25 protein-coding genes are annotated in these 23,729 nt (G+C 51.7%); 8 read left to right on the forward strand and 17 right to left on the reverse strand.

Annotation, left to right across the window (positions count from 1 at the left end; all coding sequences use genetic code 11):
* The first annotated feature begins 118 nt into the window (after positions 1-118).
* Both pyrF and yciH read left to right on the forward strand, forming a co-directional pair.
* The gene (gene pyrF / locus BEG40_RS16745; RefSeq protein WP_000176254.1) at positions 119-856 is read left to right on the forward strand and encodes an orotidine-5'-phosphate decarboxylase; all 738 of its coding nucleotides are present in this window, start codon (positions 119-121) and stop codon (positions 854-856) included.
* Positions 856-1,182: a stress response translation initiation inhibitor YciH gene (gene yciH, locus BEG40_RS16750; RefSeq protein ID WP_001353236.1), complete on the forward strand. Its 327-nt coding sequence runs from the start codon at positions 856-858 to the stop codon at positions 1,180-1,182. Before pyrF ends, yciH begins: the two co-directional genes overlap by 1 nt.
* Before the next feature lie 125 nt (positions 1,183-1,307).
* On the opposite strand, the gene osmB is transcribed toward yciH, so the two are convergent.
* From osmB to BEG40_RS16765, 3 genes are all read right to left on the reverse strand, one after another.
* Complete coding sequence (osmB, locus tag BEG40_RS16755) at positions 1,308-1,526, reverse strand: osmotically-inducible lipoprotein OsmB (protein WP_000498252.1); 219 nt, start codon at positions 1,524-1,526, stop codon at positions 1,308-1,310.
* Positions 1,527-1,794: 268 nt separating this feature from the next.
* Positions 1,795-2,544, reverse strand: a complete 750-nt coding sequence (gene yciT, locus BEG40_RS16760; protein ID WP_001088634.1) for a DNA-binding transcriptional regulator YciT — start codon at positions 2,542-2,544, stop codon at positions 1,795-1,797.
* A gap of 88 nt (positions 2,545-2,632) precedes the next feature.
* On the reverse strand, positions 2,633-2,806 hold the full coding sequence (locus BEG40_RS16765) for a YciZ family protein (protein WP_001288366.1): 174 nt from the start codon (positions 2,804-2,806) through the stop codon (positions 2,633-2,635).
* 35 nt (positions 2,807-2,841) lie between these two features.
* Here BEG40_RS16765 and BEG40_RS22380 point away from each other — a divergent pair, with 35 nt between their 5' ends.
* On the forward strand, positions 2,842-2,970 hold the full coding sequence (locus BEG40_RS22380; protein ID WP_225762567.1) for a hypothetical protein: 129 nt from the start codon (positions 2,842-2,844) through the stop codon (positions 2,968-2,970).
* On the opposite strand, the gene pdeR is transcribed toward BEG40_RS22380, so the two are convergent.
* Entirely contained in the window at positions 2,952-4,937 is a 1,986-nt protein-coding gene (gene pdeR / locus BEG40_RS16770; protein WP_016158387.1) for a cyclic di-GMP phosphodiesterase, read from the reverse strand. The two genes, BEG40_RS22380 and pdeR, sit on opposite strands and share 19 nt — an antisense overlap.
* A gap of 53 nt (positions 4,938-4,990) precedes the next feature.
* On the opposite strand from pdeR, the gene BEG40_RS16775 reads away from it, so the two are divergent.
* Positions 4,991-5,113 (forward strand): hypothetical protein, encoded by a 123-nt coding sequence (locus BEG40_RS16775; protein WP_000221850.1) that lies wholly within the window; start codon positions 4,991-4,993, stop codon positions 5,111-5,113.
* A gap of 65 nt (positions 5,114-5,178) precedes the next feature.
* On the opposite strand, the gene BEG40_RS16780 is transcribed toward BEG40_RS16775, so the two are convergent.
* The 13 genes from BEG40_RS16780 to puuA form a co-directional block, all read right to left on the reverse strand.
* A complete protein-coding gene (locus tag BEG40_RS16780) occupies positions 5,179-7,113 on the reverse strand; it encodes an exoribonuclease II (RefSeq protein WP_000485032.1) in 1,935 nt (644 codons plus the stop codon).
* Between the two features lie 67 nt (positions 7,114-7,180).
* Positions 7,181-8,320 (reverse strand): CMD domain-containing protein, encoded by a 1,140-nt coding sequence (locus tag BEG40_RS16785; protein WP_105285792.1) that lies wholly within the window; start codon positions 8,318-8,320, stop codon positions 7,181-7,183.
* A 143-nt stretch (positions 8,321-8,463) separates the two neighbouring features.
* Positions 8,464-9,252 carry an enoyl-ACP reductase FabI gene (fabI, locus tag BEG40_RS16790; RefSeq protein ID WP_000506490.1) on the reverse strand — a complete coding sequence of 263 codons (789 nt, stop codon included), beginning with the start codon at positions 9,250-9,252 and terminating at the stop codon, positions 8,464-8,466.
* 487 nt (positions 9,253-9,739) lie between these two features.
* On the reverse strand, positions 9,740-10,102 hold the full coding sequence (locus tag BEG40_RS16795) for a DUF559 domain-containing protein (RefSeq protein ID WP_105285793.1): 363 nt from the start codon (positions 10,100-10,102) through the stop codon (positions 9,740-9,742).
* Between the two features lie 70 nt (positions 10,103-10,172).
* Positions 10,173-10,979, reverse strand: a complete 807-nt coding sequence (gene sapF / locus BEG40_RS16800) for a peptide ABC transporter ATP-binding protein SapF (protein WP_000573415.1) — start codon at positions 10,977-10,979, stop codon at positions 10,173-10,175.
* Position 10,980: 1 nt separating this feature from the next.
* The gene (sapD, locus tag BEG40_RS16805; RefSeq protein ID WP_001128858.1) at positions 10,981-11,973 is read right to left on the reverse strand and encodes a peptide ABC transporter ATP-binding protein SapD; all 993 of its coding nucleotides are present in this window, start codon (positions 11,971-11,973) and stop codon (positions 10,981-10,983) included.
* Positions 11,973-12,863: a peptide ABC transporter permease SapC gene (sapC, locus tag BEG40_RS16810; protein WP_001146146.1), complete on the reverse strand. Its 891-nt coding sequence runs from the start codon at positions 12,861-12,863 to the stop codon at positions 11,973-11,975. The genes sapD and sapC overlap by 1 nt, the downstream gene beginning before the upstream one ends.
* The gene (gene sapB / locus BEG40_RS16815; RefSeq protein WP_000583302.1) at positions 12,850-13,815 is read right to left on the reverse strand and encodes a putrescine export ABC transporter permease SapB; all 966 of its coding nucleotides are present in this window, start codon (positions 13,813-13,815) and stop codon (positions 12,850-12,852) included. Before sapB ends, sapC begins: the two co-directional genes overlap by 14 nt.
* Positions 13,812-15,455: an ABC transporter substrate-binding protein SapA gene (sapA, locus tag BEG40_RS16820; protein WP_001250189.1), complete on the reverse strand. Its 1,644-nt coding sequence runs from the start codon at positions 15,453-15,455 to the stop codon at positions 13,812-13,814. Before sapA ends, sapB begins: the two co-directional genes overlap by 4 nt.
* 307 nt (positions 15,456-15,762) lie before the next feature.
* Complete coding sequence (locus tag BEG40_RS16830) at positions 15,763-16,008, reverse strand: YmjA family protein (protein WP_001015114.1); 246 nt, start codon at positions 16,006-16,008, stop codon at positions 15,763-15,765.
* 132 nt (positions 16,009-16,140) lie between these two features.
* On the reverse strand, positions 16,141-17,526 hold the full coding sequence (gene puuP / locus BEG40_RS16835) for a putrescine/proton symporter PuuP (RefSeq protein ID WP_105285794.1): 1,386 nt from the start codon (positions 17,524-17,526) through the stop codon (positions 16,141-16,143).
* Positions 17,516-17,680, reverse strand: a complete 165-nt coding sequence (locus tag BEG40_RS21795; RefSeq protein ID WP_123058196.1) for a YmjE family protein — start codon at positions 17,678-17,680, stop codon at positions 17,516-17,518. The genes puuP and BEG40_RS21795 overlap by 11 nt, the downstream gene beginning before the upstream one ends.
* Positions 17,681-17,830: 150 nt before the next feature.
* Positions 17,831-19,249, reverse strand: a complete 1,419-nt coding sequence (puuA, locus tag BEG40_RS16840) for a glutamate-putrescine ligase (protein ID WP_000449634.1) — start codon at positions 19,247-19,249, stop codon at positions 17,831-17,833.
* A 212-nt stretch (positions 19,250-19,461) separates the two neighbouring features.
* Between puuA and puuD the strand changes: the two genes are divergently transcribed.
* The 4 genes from puuD to puuB all read left to right on the forward strand — a co-directional run bounded on the left by puuD (position 19,462) and on the right by puuB (position 23,722).
* Positions 19,462-20,226: a gamma-glutamyl-gamma-aminobutyrate hydrolase gene (puuD, locus tag BEG40_RS16845; RefSeq protein WP_105285795.1), complete on the forward strand. Its 765-nt coding sequence runs from the start codon at positions 19,462-19,464 to the stop codon at positions 20,224-20,226.
* 25 nt (positions 20,227-20,251) lie between these two features.
* Positions 20,252-20,809, forward strand: coding sequence for an HTH-type transcriptional regulator PuuR (gene puuR / locus BEG40_RS16850; protein WP_001278727.1), 558 nt, complete (start codon positions 20,252-20,254; stop codon positions 20,807-20,809).
* Between the two features lie 149 nt (positions 20,810-20,958).
* Positions 20,959-22,440 carry an aldehyde dehydrogenase PuuC gene (puuC, locus tag BEG40_RS16855; protein ID WP_105285796.1) on the forward strand — a complete coding sequence of 494 codons (1,482 nt, stop codon included), beginning with the start codon at positions 20,959-20,961 and terminating at the stop codon, positions 22,438-22,440.
* 1 nt (position 22,441) lies between these two features.
* Positions 22,442-23,722 carry a gamma-glutamylputrescine oxidase gene (gene puuB / locus BEG40_RS16860; RefSeq protein ID WP_000134879.1) on the forward strand — a complete coding sequence of 427 codons (1,281 nt, stop codon included), beginning with the start codon at positions 22,442-22,444 and terminating at the stop codon, positions 23,720-23,722.
* Positions 23,723-23,729: the final 7 nt, after the last annotated feature.

The raw sequence follows: 23,729 nt of genomic DNA on the forward strand, positions 1-23,729 counted from the left end.
TAAAAAAGCCTGGCAGGGGAAAAATCGCAACTGTTAATTTTTTATTTCCACGGGTAGAATGCACGCCGTTTACCTGTTTCGCGCCACTTCCGGTGCCCATCATCAAGAAGGTCTGGTCATGACGTTAACTGCTTCATCTTCTTCCCGCGCTGTTACGGATTCTCCTGTCGTTGTTGCCCTTGATTACCATAATCGTGACGCCGCGCTGGCATTTGTCGACAAGATCGACCCACGTGATTGTCGTCTGAAAGTCGGCAAAGAGATGTTTACGCTGTTTGGGCCGCAGTTTGTGCATGAACTGCAACATCGTGGTTTTGATATTTTCCTCGATCTGAAATTTCACGACATTCCCAACACCGCAGCGCACGCTGTGGCTGCAGCGGCTGACTTAGGCGTGTGGATGGTTAACGTTCATGCCTCCGGTGGGGCACGTATGATGACCGCAGCGCGTGAGGCTCTGGTTCCGTTTGGTAAAGATGCACCGTTATTAATTGCCGTGACTGTATTGACCAGCATGGAAGCCAGTGACCTGACCGATCTTGGCGTGACACTGTCACCAGCGGATTATGCAGAACGTCTGGCGGCATTGACGCAAAAATGTGGGCTTGATGGTGTGGTGTGTTCTGCTCAGGAAGCTGTGCGTTTTAAACAGGTATTCGGCCAGGAGTTCAAACTGGTTACGCCGGGCATTCGTCCGCAGGGGAGTGACGCTGGTGACCAGCGCCGCATTATGACGCCAGAACAGGCGTTGGTGGCTGGAGTTGATTATATGGTGATTGGTCGCCCGGTAACGCAATCGGCAGATCCAGCGCAAACGCTGAAAGCGATCAACGCCTCATTACAACGGAGTGCATGATGAGTGATTCCAATAGCCGTCTGGTTTACTCAACGGAAACCGGACGTATTGATGAGCCAAAAGCGGCCCCTGTACGCCCTAAAGGCGACGGCGTGGTGCGCATTCAACGTCAAACCAGTGGACGTAAAGGAAAGGGCGTTTGCCTGATCACTGGAGTCGATCTCGATGATGCAGAACTGACAAAACTGGCGGCGGAGCTGAAGAAAAAATGCGGCTGCGGTGGAGCAGTAAAAGACGGAATTATCGAAATCCAGGGAGATAAGCGTGATTTATTAAAATCACTCCTTGAAGCGAAAGGAATGAAAGTAAAACTCGCTGGCGGTTAACAAAAAAGCCACGGAAATATTCCGTGGCTTTCGTTTATTTTACTGTGTGTACTATTCAGTTATTTCGTAATGAACAGAGTCAAGCGTATTATAATTGCGAGTCGCTTATCGACATTTATTTACGATTATTTACCGACCTGGTGACCGATAATACCACCAACTGCTGCACCACCTAATGTACCCAGCGTGCTGCCATCAGTCAGTACTGCACCACCTAAAGCCCCTGCACCCGCACCGATTGCGGTGTTACGGTCTCGTTTTGACCAATTAGAACAGGCGCTTAGAGACATTGCCAGTGTAATTGCCAGAACAGCTGCGGTCATTTTTTTGCTCGTTACAAACATAATACTCTCTCCTGAATTTATGATTCACGGAAGTAAGCTCTCTATAACTATAATAGTTTAGAATACGCCTGGTAAAATAATTCCGTGAAATCTTCTCGCGCGCAGGGTTATATCACGCAGGTGATAGTGACTTCCTGTTATATCGCTGATAATAAGTTTATAACTTTAGGATGTTAATAACAGGTAAATAGTCTTAATTATCAACCAGGAATCATCTTAGAGCGGATGATTTGCGTCAGGGCAAACCATCCGTAGGGAGGGAAAGTGATTATATGTCAACGACGTGAACGATTAATTTACTGTGTTCCAAAAGCATCATATCGCTGGCGCGAATCTTCGAATCGGTTATAACACGTTTGATTCTCTCCACAGGACCGATGGAGTAAGAGTGTACGGCACCAAACTTAGAACTGTCAGTCAGGACTATGGTTTCGCATTCTTTTTCCAGCACGGCATTGACCACATCGGTACGCATCATGTCGCGACCTGTAAATCCAGTTTCAGGTTGCCAGCCATCGATACCAATAAATGCCTTACTGAAATGCACCTGTTGGATGCACTGACGTGTCAGTGGCCCAACCATACTTTCGCTTTTTTTCTGGTACACGCCGCCAAGTAAAATGACCTCACAAGGCGCGTCTTTCAGTAAATGCGCTATATAGCTGCTGACCGTAATGATGGTGACATTTTTCTTCTGCTCACCTAATGTGCGAGCCAGAAGGGCGTTACTGCTACCATTCTCGATAAAGATGGTTTCACCCGGTTGAACCAGTGAGGCGGCAAACTCGGCGAGTTCACGCTTCAGCGTATAATTACTCATCATACGGGTTTCGACGTCATCACTATCAAGCGAAACTGCAAAGCCATGTGCACGGCGTAGATAGCTAAGTTTTTCGAGGGTGTTGAGATCCTGGCGAATGGTAACTTCGGAAACTCCAGTGGCTTTCGCCAGATCGGTTACGCTAACCTGACCCTGCTCAATGACCATCTGTAGAATAGTTTGTTGTCGGGAATTCATCGCTGTAATTCTTATAACGTTATAATACTAAATAAAAAATGCTGACGTGCCGGGCATCCTTAAATAGGGAAAACTGAAAGCACGATTGTTAAATCTCCCACGGTGCCTTCGGGATGTCTGGCGTAGATGCAGCAACCTGGCGCAACAGTTCTGCTTTAAGTATCTCGAGATTATGGATCGCAGAGTGGTAATCGCCCGCCACAAGGATATCTAACACAATATCAATACGTTCGGCAACGCGTTGGGCATCAAATTCAGACATCAGGGTATCCTCAAGGCAAAAAGTGAAAATGAATAATGCAAAAATTGCCGCTAAAAGAGAAGTGCTTAACGGCAAAGGCTAATTATCATTCATTAATACGATATGTAATGGAATTATATACCGTTACATTTATATATTCGTCTCTTTATGCGCGCTTCAGATAACGTTTATACCAGCGTTCGAAAGCTACGGCAGGCATCGGTTTGGCAAACAAAAATCCTTGTCTCTCATTGATGCCATTTTTGGTCAAAAAGGCATCTTCTTTTGTACTCTCTACACCTTCGGCAATCACCTGAAGATTGAGCGCCTGAGCCACGGCGACGATCGCACGTACCAGCGACTGCGAGACTGGCTGTTTGTGAATATCACGAACAAAAACCTGGTCGAGTTTTATAGCATCGATGGGGAATCGTGCCAGTTGGGAAAGAGAAGAGTAACCCGTGCCGAAATCATCCAGATGAACCTGTGCGCCTAATTGACTGAATTGCTGAATAACGGAAAGCGCCAGCTGATCGTTTTCAATCAGACAGCTTTCTGTCAGTTCGACATCAATAGGGCAATACTCAAATTTAAGTTCCTGGAGCACCTGTTTCAGGTCAGTGAAAATGGTTTGATCGGCAAGTTGGCGTGCTGAGACATTCACCGCCACCCGAAGATTAATACCTTTATCTCTCCATTTTGCAACCTGGCGCACGACGTCGAGAATAACCCAACGGCCCAGTGGCACAATCAGACCAGACTCTTCGGCATAGGAAATAAAGTCCAGAGGGGGAATTAAGCCACGTTCGGGGGACTGCCAGCGTACCAGAGCTTCCAGACTGCGTACTTCACCGCGCCAGGTGATTTTCGGCTGATAGTGAATGACTAACTGATCGTTTTCCAGTGCTTTACGCAGGTTGGTATCCAGCCACAGATACTCAAATACCCGTTGATTCATTTCCGGCGAAAAGACGCAAAATTGTCCTCGTCCGCCTTCTTTGGCACTGTACATTGCCGTATCGGCATGGCGAATAATCGCCGCGCTGTCTGGACCGTGTTGCGGTGAAAGTGAAATACCAATCGAACAGCCAGTATAAACTTCGATTAAACCGATGCGAAAGGGTTGGCGCAGGCGGGTCAAAATCCGCGATGCCATTGCTTCCAGGGCACTTTGTGAGGTGTCTGGTGCGAGTACCAGAAATTCATCGCCGCCAAGACGTGCCAACACCTGATCCTGTTCAAGACAGCTTAAAATGGCCAGTGAAACCTCGCGTAACAGCTGGTCGCCAAACAAATGCCCGTAGGCATCGTTCACTTTTTTAAAATTGTCTAAATCGAGATAAACCACTCCGACCTTACTCTCGTCGGTCTGATTAATGGCGTAGTCGATTAATTCCTGCATTGCGTTACGATTCGGTAGCCCGGTGATGCTGTCAGTGTTAGCCAGGATTCGCAATCGTTCCTGGGCGTGACGTTCTTCGGTGATATCGGTGCCGGAACAGATTAAATAGATCTCATTTTTGCCGCTACCGCTGTGGACAAATTTGTTGCGAAATAGAAACAGTCGCTGACCTTTGCGCGTCTGTACCCAACGTTCAACTTCATAGGCGTTGCCACTACGAAAAAAACTGCTGTTATTACGCCGTGAGATCGCAGCTTCACGGCGACTCATAAACAATTTAAACACGCTTTGCCCAATGACATCGTGTTCTTTCAGCCCTGTATATTCTTCACATAACCGATTAAAACGCTGGATATTTCCCCGGCTGTCCAGAATCACAATTGCGGAATGCGCTTCAGAAACGACCTGTTCGGCAAAGGAAAGTCCATGTGATAAATCACGAGCAACTGCGGGTGTATCATGCCATGCCGACGCGTTGCCACCCCATTCGCGCTTATTGATTTTTCGTCCCACCAGATGGACAGAAAGGTCGCTCTCATCGACTGTCAGACTCATCATCAGGCTGGAGGTGATGACCGTCATTTCCCGGATGCGAGCAGCCTGTTCGGCGGATAACTGCAGAGTACGTTCAGGTTCTGTTGTTTCAGTGGTGGAAAAGCGCAAAACATCACTGTTTTCCGACAACCGCCAGTATGGGTTGTGCGATCCGAGAAAGTTGTACAACGTTGTGGACTCCCTAACGGTTTTCATGATGCATACCCTACGGTTAACGGCGAACCATGCCATTAAATGGAAGGTCCAACATGACTTACATGAAATTAATGTCGGCTAAACGTATTGTTTTTTTTATATATTTATTTGTAATCCAGTTTTGGGAAAACGCCAGTTTTCAAACGGAAGTCATTAAAAAAAATCTGCTGAGATAAAACGAATGCGAAGGGAGGGGGGAAAGCAAACGGCCCATCCGTAATGAACGGGCCGTGAAGGGGGATTACGCGACCGGGCGCGCAATAATACTGCGGGTTTCCATGCGTACTTCGGCGATGGTGACGTCGATAACGTCGGTTACTTTGTAAACTGTTTCACCTTTAATTTGTACGGTGCCGTTTTCCTGACTGCAAACCAGTTCATCGCGCACAGCGTGTAAGAATGGTGCAGGGATAAAGGCAATAGCGCCGTTATCGACCAGCCGCACACGCATACCGCCACGGCTGATATCGACGATTTCTGCCGCAAAACGGGTGTCGGTTCCGGCTTTGTCTTTCAGGAAACGTGCGTATAACCAGTCGCCGACATCACGTTCTGCCATCCGGTTAAGACGGCGACGTTCTGCCATTTGGACGGTGATTTCATCCTGTGGGCGCGTCGCTGTTTCGCCTTTGATGATCGCTTTCAGCAGACGATGGTTGATCATGTCGCCATACTTACGAATCGGTGAAGTCCAGGTGGCATATGCTTCCAGACCGAGGCCAAAGTGAGGGCCAGGTTCGGTGCTGATTTCTGCAAAAGACTGAAAACGGCGAATGCGGCTGTCGAGAAAACCTGTCGGTTGCGCATCCAGCTCACGGCGCAGTTTGCAGAAGCCGTCCAGTGTGAGCACTTCTTCGGCGTCAACATGTAGGCCGTGCGTTTTCAGTAATGCTGCCAGCGCGTCGGCATTTGCCGGATCAAAGCCCATATGTACGTTATAGATACCGAAACCGAGCTTATCGCGCAGCACGCGAGCCGCACAAATGTTAGCGGCGATCATCGCTTCTTCGACGATACGGTTAGCAATACGACGCGGTTCAGCGACGATATCCAACACTTCACCTTTTTCACCGAGAATAAAACGGTAATCCGGGCGATCTTTAAACACCAACGCATGGTTATTACGCCATTCGCCGCGACGCTGGCAAATTTGCGCTAACAGGCGGATTTGTTCCGCAATCGCATCACTTTCTGGCTGCCAGTCACCGGTGTTTTCCAGCCAATCTGAAACCTGGTCATAAACCAGCTTGGCTTTGGATTCGATGGTAGCAGCAAAAAATTCGATGTCGTCTTCAATGGTGCCGTCAGCGGATAGCGTCATCCGACATGCCAGCACCGGACGCACTTCATTGGCACGCAGGGAGCAGAGGTCGTCGGAAAGTTCCCGTGGCAGCATTGGGATATTGAAGCCTGGCAGATAGTTGGTGAACGCACGAATTTTCGCGGCTTTGTCCAGCTTGCTGCCTTCTGCGATCCACGCGGTTGGGTCGGCAATCGCGACAATCAACTGTAGTTTGTCATCCGGCAACGCCTTAGCGAAAAGGGCATCATCCATATCCTCCGTGCTGGCGCTGTCAATGGTGACAAAGTCCAGAGCAGTCAAATCTTCACGTTGCAGACCTTCATCGAGCATTTCGGTAGCAACACCGTCTGGCGCTTCTTTTTCCAGATTATGGCGTGCCAGGGTTACCCACCACGGTACGAAGTGGTCGTCACCAAAAGTGATGTATTGTGTCAGTTCCGCATAGAAGGAGCGATCGCCTTTCAACGGATGGCGGCGCATTTCGGCAACCGCCCAGTCGCCTTCTTTAAACTCATGGGTCAGGCCACGAGCCGCGCGACAAGGAATGGCGTCTTTTAAGAGTGGATGATCAGGAACGATGGTCAGACGATCATTTTTACCCTGAACTTTACCCACGAAACGAGTCAGAAACGGTTCAACCAGTTCTTCTGGCTCTGCGGATTCACGTTCTTTTTCACTGTGGATCACCGCGATAATTCGGTCGCCATGCATGACTTTTTTCATCTGCGGCGGCGGAATGAAATAACTTTTCTGTGCGTCGACTTCCAGGAAGCCAAAGCCTTTTTCAGTGGCTTTTACCACCCCTTCAGCGCGGGGCGTCTGGGAGTGCAGTTGCTGTTTAAGCTGCGCTAGCAGCGGGTTGTCCTGAAACATAATTGTCTATTTTGGTGGCCATTAGAGCGGCTGACAGTTTTACGCGATTCTGCCTGACGCAGCAAGGTTAATGTGTTTCACCCAACGCGATTTTTAAGCGATTTATCCAACCACAAAACCCGCTCCATACCAGCAGATTGATAACCTGAGCTGATGATATTTCATGTTCGAGTAATGGGCTGAACTGGGCGGCGCTAAAGCGATCGGGTGCTCGTGTTAGCCATTGTATCGCCTGAACGGTAGCGCGCTCAACAGAATGACGGTCAGCCCATTGGTTTATTTCGTTTTCGCCCTGACGCAAAATGCATATTGCTTCTTTATATTCAAAATTTGAATGAATTAAAGAGGTGAAACAGGCAACGCTACCATTAATTCGCGCACTGAGTAAGGCAGCAAGTTGATGGCTGGATTTTGTTGTTACCAACGAGCTGGATAGCAATGTCACAAAGAGTGAAAGTGAGGCCGGGTGCAGATTCAGGATTGCGACCAGTTGGCGGAGTTCGGATGGTAACTGTCGGTGAGCATTCATCTCTTGCTCTTGCGGAGATTTCTCCACTTCGTAGCAGGCACGCCAACCAGTTGATGCTTCAGCAAAAAGTGAACCGTCTGCGTAGCTTTGCACTTCCAGACCGGGTAGCCAGCGTATCGGTTGCTCAAGATAAGCCTGAAATGTGGCGATCGCTCGCGCCTGGAAACCAACAAAGCCGATGATTTGGTTGATAATCACACAATCCCAGGCGGTAAGCCCGACATCGTTAAGATGCTGGCGGGACTGACCGTCGATGATTGATGGAGAACCGGCCAGTTGACGGGCATATTGCGTGATTTGCGCCAGCCGATGATTGCTTTCCCTGGAGGAGTCAGGTCCGGGAAGCGGTGTCAGACGCGCGGAATAGTAGTTGCATAGCCGCTGGACGCCGCAGACCTGAGCAACGGTCAGTGCGGTCGTCAGGCGTTCATAGGCGGTGAATGTCTGTAAACGGGTCACCGCAAGCTGGTCGGGGAAGAACTCTACAGCAAGAGCACGCGCCGGGATCAGCCACGAATGAAAGGGATCAAGTGTTTCTTCATCAAGGATCACGTCGAGCAGAAAAGGATCGGTTACCTTTGCGGCTCCCGGAACCAGTGGCAAAACGTCATACTCCGAAGTACTGGATTGCGTTTCATGATACCAGTGGCTTTTGCCGGTAATGTGGCGTTGTTCCATGGGGACTCCTTGGTCGTAAAGGAAATCGTTATCCTGACGCAAGGCTGGGAGGGGAGAAAGACGGATCGGCGATAACAAATATCAGAAAGGTATAACAGAGAAATCGGGCGGCAGAACGCCGCCCATCTTTATCAATAGAACGATTATTTCAGTTCCAGTTCGTTCATGGCAGCGATGCTGAAACCGCCGTCAACGTGAACGACTTCACCGGAGATACCTGCGGAGAGATCGGAGCACAGGAACGCTGCAGAGTTACCCACATCTTCGATGGTAACGGTACGACGAATCGGTGTAACCGCTTCGCAGTGAGCCAGCATTTTACGGAAGTCTTTGATGCCGGAAGCCGCCAGAGTACGGATCGGACCAGCAGAGATGGCGTTAACACGCACACCTTCCGGACCCATCGCGTTAGCCATATAGCGTACGTTCGCTTCCAGAGACGCTTTTGCCAGACCCATAACGTTGTAGTTCGGGATAGCGCGTTCGGCACCCAGGTAGGAGAGGGTCAGCAGGGCAGAACCCGGATTCAGCATGGAACGGCAAGCTTTTGCCATTGCAACGAAGCTGTAAGAGCTGATGTCGTGGGCAATTTTGAAGCCTTCACGGGTAACGGCGTTAACATAGTCACCATCCAGCTGATCGCCAGGTGCAAAACCAATAGAGTGTACGAAGCCGTCAAATTTCGGCCAGACTTTACCGAGTTCAGCGAACATGGTGTCGATGCTGGCATCTTCGGCAACATCGCACTGCAGAACGATGTCAGAACCTAATTGAGCGGCAAATTCTTCTACGCGGCCTTTCAGTTTGTCGTTCTGGTAGGTGAATGCCAGTTCAGCTCCTTCGCGGTGCATCGCCTGAGCGATACCGTAGGCGATGGACAGTTTGCTGGCAACACCGGTTACCAGAATGCGCTTACCGGAAAGAAAACCCATAGCTTTAATCCTTATTGTTGATGCTTGTTGTGCCTGAAAATCAGGCGATTCGTCGTTTAAATAAACAGTACGAACAGATAAACGGTTATTATAATCAACCTGGCTGTGGGTGGCTATAGTTGCCAGGTCCGACCGGAGCAGGGCGCGGGCAGGGGGGGCTTTTCCCCTCACCCTAACCCTCTCCCCAGAGTGGCGAGGGGACCGTATTGTGCAAATATTGTCACCCCAGCAACAAACAGGCACATACAGCCCCTTTCAGGGAGAGGGCTAGGGTGACCGGCGATTCAGTCTTTGCCGAATATTCTGCACCATCCGCCTCCATGTTTTCACCACAGCAGCTACCCGGCTCAGTCGACTCTCTCGCCCTTTCAGGGAGAGGGCTGGGGTGAGGGTAACCGGCGGTTCAGTCCTTGCCGAATATTCTTCATCATTCGCCTCCATATTTTCACCACAACAGCCACCCGGCTCGGTCGGCTCCCTCGCCCTTTCAGGGAGAGGGCTGGGGTGAGGGTGACAGGCGACTCAGTTCCTGCAGAATAATCTCCAGCACCGCCTCCTCATTACAATCGCTCTCATTATTCCAGAAACGCAGCACGGTCCAGCCCTGCGACTCAAGCCAGCGTGTGCGCCTGATATCATAGGCAACGGTCGAATCATGTTGCCCACCATCCAGTTCAACAACTACACGTGCCGAGCAGCAGGCAAAATCGAGAATGTAGCTCCCCACCGGATGTTGACGGCGAAATTTGAAATCACCAAAACGTCGGCTGCGAAGATATCGCCAGAGCTTTCGTTCCTGCGGGGTGAGATTGCGTCTTAAATAACGCGCATTTGATTCTATTTTATCCATCCACTCATTCTGACAAGATTTAATCCCTTGTCAGAATGAGGTGAATTATCTGGAAGGCGGGTTCAGAAAATCAACGATCTTTGCGCCACGCATCCGCCGTCAACGCTTCGCCAAAGTGCCCGGAAATGAGCCGTTTGGTGAGTTCATGTAGCGGCGATGCCAGCACGTCAGCCGTACTACCGCGCTCGACCACTTCACCCTGATGCATGACCAGAACCTGGTCGCTGATATGCTTCATCATCCCGATATGCTGGGTAACATAAATATAAGAAATGCCCTGTTTCTCTTGTAGCTCCAGCATCAGATTAATCAACTGCGAACGCATCGACATATCCAGCGAGGCGAGAGCTTCATCCGCGATAATGACTTTTGGGCGCAATATCAGCGCGCGCGCCAGACCCAGACGTTGTTTTTGCCCTGGTGCCAGCATATGCGGATAGTAACTGACGTGATCCGGTAGCAGCCCGACCATACGCATTGTTTCAATAATCTGTTTGCGGCGCTGTTCAGGCTCCAGATCGGTGTTCAAACGCAGAGGAAAATCAAGGATCTGCGAGATACGCTGACGCGGATTCAACGAGGTCGATGGATCCTGAAAAATCATGCGAATCCGCTGGCTGCGGAAGGAGTAATCGCCAAAATGCAGCGGATGATCGTCAATCAATAACTCACCGCTGGTTGGCTCAATCATTCCTGCCAGCATTTTCGCCAGCGTCGATTTACCGGAACCGTTTTCACCAATAATCGCCAGCGTCTGGCGTTCACGTAGCGTAAAGCTCAAGGGTTTTACGGCTTCTACGGTCTGACGACGAAACCAGCCAGTTCGGTAGCGGAACGTTTTGCTTAAATTACGCACTTCGAGCAGAGTTTCTATCATCTCACTCTTTCTCCATGTTCAGCGGGAAATGACAGGCATAGAGATGATTTTTCGCGCCCGTCAGGCGCGGCGTCACTATACATTCTCGTTGTGCATACGGGCAACGTGGCCCCAGACGACAACCTATGGGCAATTGTTCCAGAAGCGGGATTGCACCAGGCAGCGTATTGAGGCGACTTTTATGCGGCATTGCGCTGCCGAAATCTGGTATCGCGCGGATCAGCGCCTGGGTATAAGGATGATGCGGCATCGTCACCAGCTCCTTACTCGGCGCTGTTTCCACGGTTTGTCCGCAGTAAAGCACGTTGATTTTGTCCGCCCATTGACTAAGCATTTGTAAGTCATGACTAATAAGCAAAATAGTGGTATTGCTGTTTTGATTCAAACGCGTCAGCAGGCGAAATATTTGCGCCTGGGTGGTTGGCTCCATCGAGTTTGTTGGTTCGTCAGCTATCAGCAGACGTGGTTGATTCGCCAGCGCGATGGCAATCATCACTTTCTGGCATTCACCTTCGGTCAACTCATACGGAAAACTGCGCATCGCATCTTTGTGATCTTTAATCCCCACGCGGTGCAGCAGCTCAATGGCACGGCGTTTGCGCCAGCCAAATCGCTGCCACCAACGGCCTTTATAGGTCCAGGCCGGGATGTTTTGCATTAACTGACGCCCCACACGTTCAGAAGGGTCTAGACACGATTGCGGTTCCTGAAAAATCATCGACACGTTGTGCCCAACCAGCTTGCGCCGTTCGCGCGCGGAGAGGCGCAGCAGATCGATGTCATCAAAACGCATACGGTCAGCGGTAACACGCCAGTTATCTTTATTGACGCCACAAATCGCTTTCGCAATCAAACTTTTGCCGGAGCCGGATTCACCAACAAGGCCACGGATTTCGCCCTCGGTTAAGGTCATACTCACGCGGTCAACGGCTTTAACCCACTCATCACCAGTTTTAAATTCAATGGTCAGGTTACGAATATCCAGTAACGGCATTATTCCACCCCCGCAATAATTGCACGACGCACACCATCACCAAGGAGGTTAACCAACAACACGCTGATCATAATTGCAGCACCAGGCAGCATGACGGTCCACGGGGCGACATAAATCAGTTCCAGCGCATCGCCGAGCATCGCTCCCCATTCAGGTGAGGGGAGTTGAGCGCCGAGATCAAGAAAGCCCAGTGCGGCGATATCAAGAATTGCCATCGACAGTGCGCGGGTGATCTCCGTGACCAGCCCTGCGGTGATGTTTGGCAGCACGGCAAACCAGAGAATATTCAGCGTCGTTGCACCATCCAGGCGAGCAGCGATAACGTACTCTTTTTCCAGCTCATCATGCACCATGCTGTAGACCGAACGCACCATACGCGGCAGTAGTGCCAGCCAGACGGCAAACATCGCGTGCGACAAACTCGGCCCGGCAAACGCCACAACGATAATTGCCAGCAGCAGGGACGGGATCGCCAGTAAGGTATCCAGAATATGATTAAGCACCGCTGACCGTAGGCCATGCGTCGCGCCGGCGAAGGTGCCGAGCACCAGGCCACAGACGGTAGCAGCAAGTGTCACCACAAATGCGCCGCCAACGGTAGGCGCCGCGCCGCTCAATAAACGGCTTAAAACGTCGCGTCCGAGGTCGTCAGTCCCCAGGAAGAAAGAGACTTCGCCATAGCGAGACCATGACGGTGGCAACAATTGATAACCGAGAAACTGCTGGTCAATGCCGTAAGGCGCAAACCAGCCACCAAAAATACACAGTACAGCCAGCCCCGCGCAGCCGTACAGGCCGACCATTGCAGCGGCGTCACCATAGAATTTGCGCCAGGCGGTACGTAGCGTGCCCGGCGGGCGCTTCTCGCTGTATACGCTATCGTAAGGCATACCATTCCTTATGTTTCAGAGGGTTAGCCATAGCACCCAAAATATCAGAAATCACATTAACAATAATGACCAGCGAACCACACACCATCACACCGGCGGAAATCGCTGCGTAATCTTGTTGGCGAATGGCGTTAATTAACCAGCGCCCCAAACCAGGCCAGCTAAAGACCATTTCGGTGATCATCGCCAGCGTCAGCATGGTGGAAAACTGCAAACCCAGACGAGGGATGACAGGGGGTAACGCGTTATGCAGCACATGGCGACGCAAAATAGTAAAGCGTGACAAACCACGAGTCGCCGCTGCTTTCACATAATTCTGGTCATAGACTTCGATGGTGCTGATACGCATCAATCGGATCACTTCAGTTGTTGGCGCAACCGACAGAGTGATGACCGGCAATACCATATGGCGTATTGCGCTCATGATCATTTCATCCCGCCACGGAGAGTCCGAAAGCCAGGCATCAATCAACGCAAAGCCGGTAACAGGTTTCACTTCATAGAGCAAATCGAAACGCCCTGAAACGGGCAGCCAGCCCAGCGTCAGCGAACAAAACAGCGTCAGCAGAAGCGCCAGCCAGAAAACCGGGATTGAAAAGCCCAGCAACGCGATGGCATTGATCAAGTTATCTTGCCACTTATGGCGCGTAATCCCGGCAATCATGCCCACCGGGATGCCGACAATCAACGCAAAACCGAAAGCGAGAATGCATAGCTCAATCGTCGCCGGAAAGACCTCTTTTAACTGTTCGGCTATCGGCTGACCGTTAATGCTGGAAACACCAAAATCCCAGTGAATCAGGCCGTTAAACCAGAATACCCAGGCATTCCCCAGTGAGGCGCCTTGTAACGGTGCATGTGGCGTGAAATAGCTCAAACTGAAGCCAACGAACGTCAGCAGGAACAAGGTCACGATCAATAATAAAACGCGGCGTAAGGTGAAGATAATCATGGTTTTTTCACCTCATTTTGCTTTTCGCGGTACACACCAGCGAAGGAGGCGTTACCAAATGGGCTAAGAACCAGCCCTTTGATATCGTACCGATAGGCCTGCAAGCGTAGTGATGAGGCCAGCGGTAGAATGGGTAACTCCTGCGCCAGAATACTTTGCGCTTCGTCATAGGCTTCAATACGCGCCGCCAGTTGCTGCGAGGAGAGCGCCTTACGCAACACGCTGTCGAATTTCGGATCGCACCAGTGGGCAAGGTTGGTCTGCGAATGAATTGCCGCGCAGCTCAGTAACGGGCGGAAGAAACTGTCCGGGTCGTTACTGTCCGTCGCCCAGCCGGATAACGTCAGATCATGGCTCATATCCATCAACCGCGCCTCCTGAAAACGACCTTCTACCGGCACAATCACCACTTTCACGCCGACCTGCGCCATATCCGCCTGAATCAGTTCGGCAGTTTTCAGCGGACTGGGGTTCCACGCTTGCGAGCGTGTTGGCACCCACAGTTTCAGCGTTAAATTTTCCAGCCCCAACGCCTTCAACTGTTCGCGTGATTTCGCCGGATTGTATTCGGTAATTTTAGACTCGTTGTCATAAGCCCACGAGGCGCGCGGTAAAATAGAGGCCGCCGTTTCAGCCGTACCGTAATAGATAGATTGCATCAGGCGCTGGTTATTAATCGCCAGTGCCAGCGCATGACGTACTGCCGGATTATTCAGCGGTGGTTTGGCAGTGTTAAACGCCAGATAGGCGACGTTCATCCCCGGACGCAGCGTTAAACGCAAACGCGGGTCGTCGCGCAAAATAGACAGTTGGCTGGCAGCAGGCCAGGCCAGAACGTCACATTCACCGGTCAAGAGTTTCGACAGACGTCCGGTGCCACCAGAACCTAAATCCACCACCACCTGTGGCATCAACGGTTTGCCTCGCCAGAACTCATCATGACGTTGTAAGCGAATATATTGTCCCGTGCGATTTTCCGACAGTTTATACGGTCCGGTGCCTACGGGTTGGCGGTCGAGTTGTTCCTGACGATCTTCTTTCTCTAATTTCTGCGCATATTCGGCAGACATTACCGACGCATAATGGGTCGCCAGGTGCCATAAAAAGGAAGCATCCGGCTGGGCGAGACGGAACTCAACGGTGTGATTATCCAGTTTACGGACGCTTTTCACGTTATCAGCAAATTGCAGGCTGTCGAAATAGGGGAAGTTGCTACCGTTGACGTTATGCCACGGGTTGTTACGGTCAAAAATTCGCTGGAAGGTAAACACCACATCATCAGCATTCATTTTGCGAGTAGGCGTAAACCAGTCGGTTTTTTGAAACGGAACATCGTGACGCAGGTGGAAGCGATAGGTTGCGCCGTTGTCGAGCACTTCCCAGCTTTCGGCAAGCTCCGGCATCAGACGATAAGTATAGGGATCGACATCCAGTAGTCGATCATAAAACTGGGCGGCAAGGGTATCGACAATTAACCCACTGCTCGCTTTGGATGGGTTAAAGGTGTTGACCTGCCCGCTGACGCAATAGACAAAACCGCTGTCGCGGATATCAGCGTGCGGGGTGGGTTCAGGCGCGGCGATTGCCTGACCACTCACAAGTCCAGCAATCACCAAAAGAGACGATAATACCTGGCGCATAATATTAAGGGATTTTATGTAAAGAGGCTATCTTACTAATATTTAATGACATTTGCCATTACCGTTTGTGTTCAGGGGTCGCAATGAGGGCAGTATGGTTGGTTGTTGCACATGTGGCGTCGCCATCTGTTCAACATTCGTACCCGTGATTTCTCTATAACTATAACTCACAGAACTACTTAGCGAGGAACAGCGTGGCGCGATCGTGAGAAACCCATTAAAGCTGGGTTCATGTCATTTTTAGCCGGATGCGGCATGAACGCCTTATCCGGTCTGCGATACTGGCCGGGCATCTGCAATTAAAGGATTACTCATTACCCCATTGATTCAAAAACTCTGCGATCTCATCAATGCGTGCGGGATTAATCCCCGCTTCAGCGGCCATTTCATGCTGGGCTGCTTCGCTGATCTCTTCATTATTCATCAAACGGGTGAGCAGTAACTGGAAGTAGTGAGCTAGTGGCGTGCGTTCAGCTTCTGCGACAGGTTCTGCGCATTCGGTCGCGTACTCATCGGCAATATCAAAATATTTCAGTTGGATATCGTGGTTCATTTTTTGCCCTGGGGTTAATGCGTTAAGCATAAGGGCGGATGATAGCACTCGTGATCCGGGTCATACATCTTTTTATAGATAATGGCGCGGCGCATTGCCCCCGGCAGGACAATGCGCCGCGCATCCTACGTATTACGTTTCGCTCACCGGCGTTCTGTCGCCTTCGTACAGCGGCACTTTGCGATAACGGCGGATCAGATACCACAAATATGCGCCGCCTAATGAGGCCCATACCAGACCGAGCGTCAGTGACGTTGACTCGAGGTTAACCCACAACACGCCCACCGTCAGAGCGCCAACCAGCGGCATTAATAAATAGTGGAAGTGTTCCTTCCAGCTTTTATTCATCCCTTTGCGTCGCCAGAAGTGATTAAACACAGACAAATTAACGAAGGTAAACGCCACCAGTGCGCCGAAATTAATCAACGCCGTGGCGGTGACTAAATCAAAGAACAGCGCCGACAATGCCACAATTCCTACCATAATGACGTTCAGCGCCGGGGTGCGCCATTTCGGGTGAACATAGCCAAACACGCGTTCCGGGAACACATTGTCGCGGCCCATCACATACAGCAGACGCGAGACGCTGGCATGTGAAGCCAGGCCAGACGCTAACGTGTTCACAAACGTGGTGCAAAGGAAAATCGACTGGAACAGCTTGCCGCCGACGTACAGTGCAATTTCCGGCAGTGCGGCATCCGGGTCTTTAAAGCGGCTGATATCCGGGAAGAACAGTTGCATAAAGAACGATGCGGCGATAAAGATAACGCCACCGTAAACCGCCGTCAGGAAGATGGCTTTCGGGATCACGCGTGCGGCGTCCGGCGTCTCTTCCGAAAGCGTGGTCACCGCATCAAAACCGAGGAACGAGAAGCAGACTATCGTCGCCCCGGTAATAATCGGAATCAGATGCGCGTTCTCGCTAATAAACGGTTGTAGCGACCAGACGGTGCCGACGCCTTCACCTTTATGTAGCCCCTGAACCACCAGGAAGATAAACACCACCATGATGGAGATTTGTACCAGTACAAACAGGGTATTGAAGTTGGCGACCAGGTTGACGCTCTTCAGATTCGCGGCGGTTAAAATGGCGACGAAGGTTACCACCCACACCCACGGCGGCACTTCCGGGAAGAGGGCGGAGAGATAGATTTTCGCCAACAAGACGTTGATCATCGGCAAAAAGAGATAATCCAGCAGCGATGACCAACCGACCATAAAGCCGACATGCGGGTTAATCGACTTTTGTGCGTAGGTATAGGCCGAGCCAGCTTCCGGGAACTGGCGAACTAGCTTGCCGTAGCTGATCGCGGTAAACAGCACGCCTGCCAGCGCCAGCAGGTAGGATGCCGGAACGTGACCGTCGCTAATGCCGGACACAATGCCAAAAGTATCGAACACGGTCATCGGTGTGAGATAGGCCAGACCCATCATCACCACCTGCCACAATTTCAGTGATTTTCGCAGGCGGGTTTTGCCCGGTTGTGTAGTAATGTCCAGCGGTGAATTAATAGCCATAATCGCTGCCTCCACTGCGTAATCGGGTTTGCGGTCGCGTCGACCTGAAATCAAACCTGTTTAGCAGGGGAAGCAAAGGGGGCGGAGTCCGGTCAGTCGCAGGGGGAGCGCATACGCAGCCTCCCTCGCCATGCGGGAATTTCATCATCGGCATCATCTCATTTCCTCGTCACAGTCTTAATCGTTAACGGAAGCCCGTTGCCGCCTGCGCTCCATAACGCGACATCCGGGAAATGTCTGGATTACCAGCAAATGTCAGGCCTGGCTCCGCTCAGGCCGATGAGACAACCCCCGCAAGGGGGCACTACGCGTTTTTCAACATCCACTCAATTTCTGTTTCTGTGATGAGGCGCTCAAACTGCAACAGCTCATCATTTTTACAGGCGTGATACACATGACAGAAACGCTCGCCTAAATAGTGGCGCAGGTGATCGTTTTCGATAAACTCCCACAGGGCATCGCTCTGGCGAATCGGGAAGGGTAATCCTTCCTGTTCCAGCCCGTTACCTTCGACTTCTTCCTGCAACGGCAGCTCGTTATCAAGACCGTGCAGAATACCGGCGAAAATCGCCGCCATCACCAGATACGGGTTGGCATCGGCACCCGCCACGCGATACTCCACGCGGTGGTTATGGCGATCGCCGCACGGAATACGCAGGGCAACGGTTCGGTTGTTATGACCCCACGATGCCTGCGTCGGCACATACATGCCTGGCTGGAAGCGGCGATATGAGTTCACGTTCGGCGCCAGCAATGCCATTGATGACGGCATCAGGTCGATCATCCCGGCGAGCATCTTTTTCAGTAGCGGCGAATCTTCGCCTTCCGCGTCAGACAGCACGTTCTCGCCACGATTATTTTGCATACTGATATGGATATGCATCCCGCTGCCCGCGTGCTCTTCATACGGCTTCGCCATAAAAGTGGCGTGCATCTTATGCTTTTCCGCCATCAAGCGCACCAGGCGTTTAAGGGCTAATGCATCATCGCAGGCTTCCAGCACGTTATCGGTATGGTAGAGGTTGATTTCAAACTGACCTGGCGAAGCCTCGGCGACCGCACCATCTGCCGGAATCAACTGTAATTGCGCCAGTTCATCAATATCATTGAGCACATCGGCGAAGTGGTTGAGGTTATCGACAGAGTAGACCTGGCTTTGGGTATTGCGGTCATCGGTGCCTGGCGCGCAGGGCGGTTGCAGATACCCTTCGGCGTCGCGCTGGCGATCCAGTAAATAGAACTCCAGCTCTACCGCTACGACCGGGAACAATCCGCGCTGGCGTAGCTGTTGCCACAGGCGGTTGAGTACATTCCTCGGCTCAACGTCAAAGGGAGCGCCATCTTCATCGACCATGGTCAGAAGCATTTGACCAATAAACTCAGGATCGGCAGCGGAAGGGGTCAAAGAACCGAGAATGGGGACACAGGTACGATCGGGTTCGCCCATTTCTTGTCCTAGCCCAGCTTCTTCTACCACATTGCCCAGAATATCCATCGCAAACACCGAAGCCGGGAAGTAGCATCCTTTCTCCAGTTTTTTCAGGCTGGAGAAGGGGACGCGTTTTCCACGAAAACAGCCATTAAGATCGGTAAGTAAAACATCAACATATTGCGTATTAGGGTAGCGTTCCAGGTAGCGTTTCACTTCCTGCGTAAAGGCGCTACCCCGCCTCTCTTCTGACTGCTGAACAAAGTTCTCTACTTCAACGATATTGGTTTCCATGATTCTTCGCCTTTGGTTTTGTTTTCCACTCGTTATCAGAGCGTAAAATATAATGACCACTCTTCGAATCTGTATGCAAACTAAATGTTTGTCAAATGTTAAATTGAGTTTGCAAAAAAGAAAACTCACTGCTAGATTGAAAAAATATTGAACAGAAAGGTCATTTAAACCGCAGTAATGGCGATAATTTAGTCCACTTTGTGAGATTGAGCATGGAAAATATAATGAACAATCCTGTTATCGGTGTCGTAATGTGCAGGAACAGGCTTAAGGGTCATGAGACCCAGACTCTGCAAGAAAAGTACCTGAATGCCATCATTCACGCGGGGGGGTTGCCGATTGCGCTGCCCCATGCGCTGGCGGAACCGTCCTTACTTGAACAACTTCTGCCGAAACTTGACGGTATTTATCTTCCTGGTAGCCCCAGCAATGTGCAGCCGCACCTATATGGTGAAAACGGCGATGAGCCTGACGCCGATCCCGGGCGTGATCTTCTGAGCATGGCGTTAATTAACGCCGCACTCGAAAGGCGCATCCCCATTTTCGCCATCTGCCGGGGGTTACAGGAAATGGTGGTGGCAACAGGTGGCTCGTTGCATCGCAAGTTGTGCGAACAGCCTGAGCTACTGGAACATCGGGAAGATCCCGAACTGCCGGTGGAGCAGCAATATGCGCCGTCGCATGAAGTTCAGGTTGAAGAGGGGGGATTACTGTCTGCGTTGTTACCTGAATGTAGCAACTTTTGGGTAAACTCTCTGCATGGACAAGGGGCGAAGGTTGTTAGCCCACGGTTACGTGTGGAAGCTCGCTCGCCGGATGGCTTAGTTGAGGCGGTTAGCGTCATCAATCATCCTTTCGCGCTGGGCGTACAGTGGCTCCCGGAATGGAACAGTAGCGAGTATGCGCTTTCGCGTATATTGTTCGAGGGCTTTATCACCGCTTGTCAGAACCATATCGCTGAAAAACAGCGACTCTGACCACTACAGTTAAGGAAATGCAAATATGAGTGATGAGGGACTGGCGCCAGGAAAACGCTTGTCGGAAATCCGCCAGCAGCAGGGGCTTTCACAACGTCGTGCCGCCGAACTCTCCGGGCTGACTCACAGTGCTATAAGTACGATAGAACAGGATAAAGTCAGCCCTGCCATCAGTACGCTGCAAAAGCTGCTGAAAGTGTATGGACTGTCACTCTCGGAATTCTTTTCCGAGCCGGAGAAACCTGATGAGCCGCAGGTCGTCATTAATCAGGACGACTTAATTGAAATGGGCAGTCAGGGTGTGTCAATGAAGCTGGTGCATAACGGTAACCCGAATCGCACGTTGGCGATGATCTTTGAAACGTACCAGCCGGGCACAACCACTGGGGAAAGAATTAAGCATCAGGGTGAGGAAATAGGCACTGTACTGGAAGGTGAAATTGTTCTGACCATTAATGGACAGGATTATCACCTCGTCGCGGGGCAAAGTTATGCCATTAATACCGGCATCCCGCACAGTTTCAGCAATACGTCGGCAGGTATTTGCCGGATTATCAGCGCCCATACCCCCACCACGTTTTAATCTTTTTGTTCTGTAAGCCGGGTAAGCGCAATGCGCCCGGCAATCTATAAAGAATGTCGCCAGAAATAAACGGGCATACGGCCCGGGGATCTCTGCGCCCTGACGTTCACAAACTGCATATATCTGATAGACGTGAAACAGGAGTCATAATGAATTTTCATCATCTGGCTTACTGGCAGGATAAAGCGTTAAGTCTCGCCATTGAAACCCGCTTATTTATTAACGGTGAATATACCGCTGCGGCGGAAAACGAAACCTTTGAAACTATTGATCCGGTCACCCAGGCACCGCTGGCGAATATTGCGCGCGGTAAAAGCGCCGATATTGACCGCGCGGTGAGCGCGGCACGCAACGTATTTGAACGCGGCGACTGGTCGCTCTCTTCTCCGGCTAAACGCAAAGTGGTACTGAATAAACTCGCCGATTTAATGGAAGCCAACGCGGAAGAACTGGCGCTGCTGGAAACCCTCGACACCGGTAAACCGATTCGTCACAGCCTGCGTGATGATATTCCCGGCGCGGCGCGCGCCATTCGCTGGTACGCCGAAGCTATCGATAAAGTTTACGGCGAAGTCGCTACCACCAGTTGCCATGAGCTGGCGATGATTGTGCGCGAACCGGTCGGCGTAATTGCCGCCATTGTACCGTGGAACTTCCCGCTGCTGCTGACCTGCTGGAAACTCGGCCCGGCGCTGGCAGCAGGTAACAGTGTTGTCCTGAAACCGTCCGAAAAATCGCCGCTCAGTGCGATTCGCCTTGCCGGGCTGGCGAAAGAAGCCGGTCTGCCGGATGGCGTGTTGAACGTGGTAACTGGTTTTGGTCATGAAGCCGGGCAGGCGCTGTCGCGTCATAACGATATCGATGCCATCGCCTTTACTGGTTCAACCCGCACCGGGAAACAACTGCTGAAAGACGCAGGCGACAGCAACATGAAACGCGTCTGGCTGGAAGCAGGTGGTAAAAGCGCCAACATCGTTTTCGCCGACTGCCCGGATTTGCAAAAAGCGGCGAGCGCGACAGCCGCAGGTATCTTCTACAACCAGGGCCAGGTGTGCATCGCCGGAACCCGTTTATTGCTGGAAGAGAGTATCGCCGATGAATTCTTAGCCCTGTTAAAACAGCAGGCGCAAAACTGGCAGCCAGGGCATCCGCTTGATCCTGCAACCACGATGGGCACGTTAATCGACTGTGCTCACGCTGACTCGGTACACACCTTTATTCGTGAAGGCAAAGGGCAACTGCTGCTGGATGGTCGCAACGCTGAACTGGCTGCGGCCATCGGCCCGACCATCTTTGTGGATGTGGACCCGAATGCGTCCTTAAGTCGCGAAGAGATTTTCGGCCCAGTGCTGGTGGTTACGCGTTTCACATCAGAAGACCAGGCGCTACAGCTTGCCAACGACAGCCAGTACGGCCTCGGTGCGGCGGTATGGACGCGCGATCTCTCCCGCGCACACCGCATGAGCCGCCGCCTGAAAGCCGGCTCCGTCTTCGTCAATAACTACAACGATGGCGATATGACCGTACCGTTTGGCGGTTATAAGCAGAGCGGCAACGGTCGCGATAAATCCCTGCACGCCCTTGAAAAATTCACCGAACTGAAAACCATCTGGATAAGCCTGGAGGCCTGAAATGACCGAACATACCAGTAGTTATTACGCCGCCAGTGCGAATAAATATGCGCCTTTCGACACGCTGAATGAGTCAATCACCTGTGATGTTTGCGTGGTCGGCGGCGGCTATACCGGGCTTTCCTCCGCGCTGCATCTGGCGGAAGCGGGCTTTGATGTGGTGGTGCTGGAAGCCTCACGCATTGGTTTTGGCGCCAGCGGACGCAACGGCGGCCAGCTTGTGAACTCCTACAGCCGTGACATCGACGTTATTGAAAAAAGCTACGGCATGGACACCGCCCGTATGCTCGGCAGCATGATGTTCGAAGGCGGAGAGATCATCCGCGAACGTATCAAACGTTATCAGATTGACTGCGATTACCGCCCCGGCGGCTTGTTTGTAGCGATGAATGATAAACAGCTCGCCACGCTCGAAGAGCAGAAAGAGAACTGGGAACGCTACGGTAATAAACAACTGGAACTGCTGGACGCCAGTGCCATTCGCCGCGAAGTTGCCAGCGATCGCTACACCGGTGCGCTGCTGGATCACAGCGGTGGGCATATTCACCCGCTGAACCTCGCCATTGGCGAAGCGGACGCAATTCGTCTGAACGGCGGACGCGTGTATGAGCTTTCTGCGGTGACGCAGATCCAGCACACCACGCCAGCCGTTGTGCGCACTGCTAAAGGCCAGGTGACGGCGAAGTATGTGATTGTCGCCGGGAATGCGTATCTGGGCGATAAAGTGGAGCCGGAACTGGCGAAGCGCAGTATGCCGTGCGGCACGCAGGTAATCACCACCGAGCGGCTTTCCGATGATTTAGCCCGTTCGCTGATCCCGAAAAACTACTGTGTCGAAGACTGTAACTATCTGCTTGATTACTATCGTCTCACTGCTGACAACCGCCTGCTGTACGGCGGCGGCGTGGTGTACGGTGCGCGTGACCCGGATGACGTTGAGCGCCTTGTGGTGCCGAAACTGCTGAAAACCTTCCCGCAGTTGCAGGGAGTGAAAATTGATTACCGCTGGACGGGCAACTTCCTGCTGACCCTGTCGCGTATGCCACAGTTTGGCCGCCTCGATAAAAACATTTACTACATGCAGGGCTACAGCGGCCACGGCGTGACCTGTACCCATCTCGCCGGGCGTTTAATTGCTGAACTGCTTCGCGGAGATGCCGAGCGTTTCGACGCGTTCGCCAATCTGCCGCATTACCCGTTCCCCGGCGGGCGCACGCTGCGCGTGCCGTTTACCGCGATGGGCGCAGCCTATTACAGCCTGCGCGATCGTCTGGGCGTTTAATTTCCGA

The sequence above is a fragment of the Escherichia sp. MOD1-EC5495 genome, from assembly GCF_002965965.1.
Classification (GTDB): domain Bacteria; phylum Pseudomonadota; class Gammaproteobacteria; order Enterobacterales; family Enterobacteriaceae; genus Escherichia; species Escherichia ruysiae.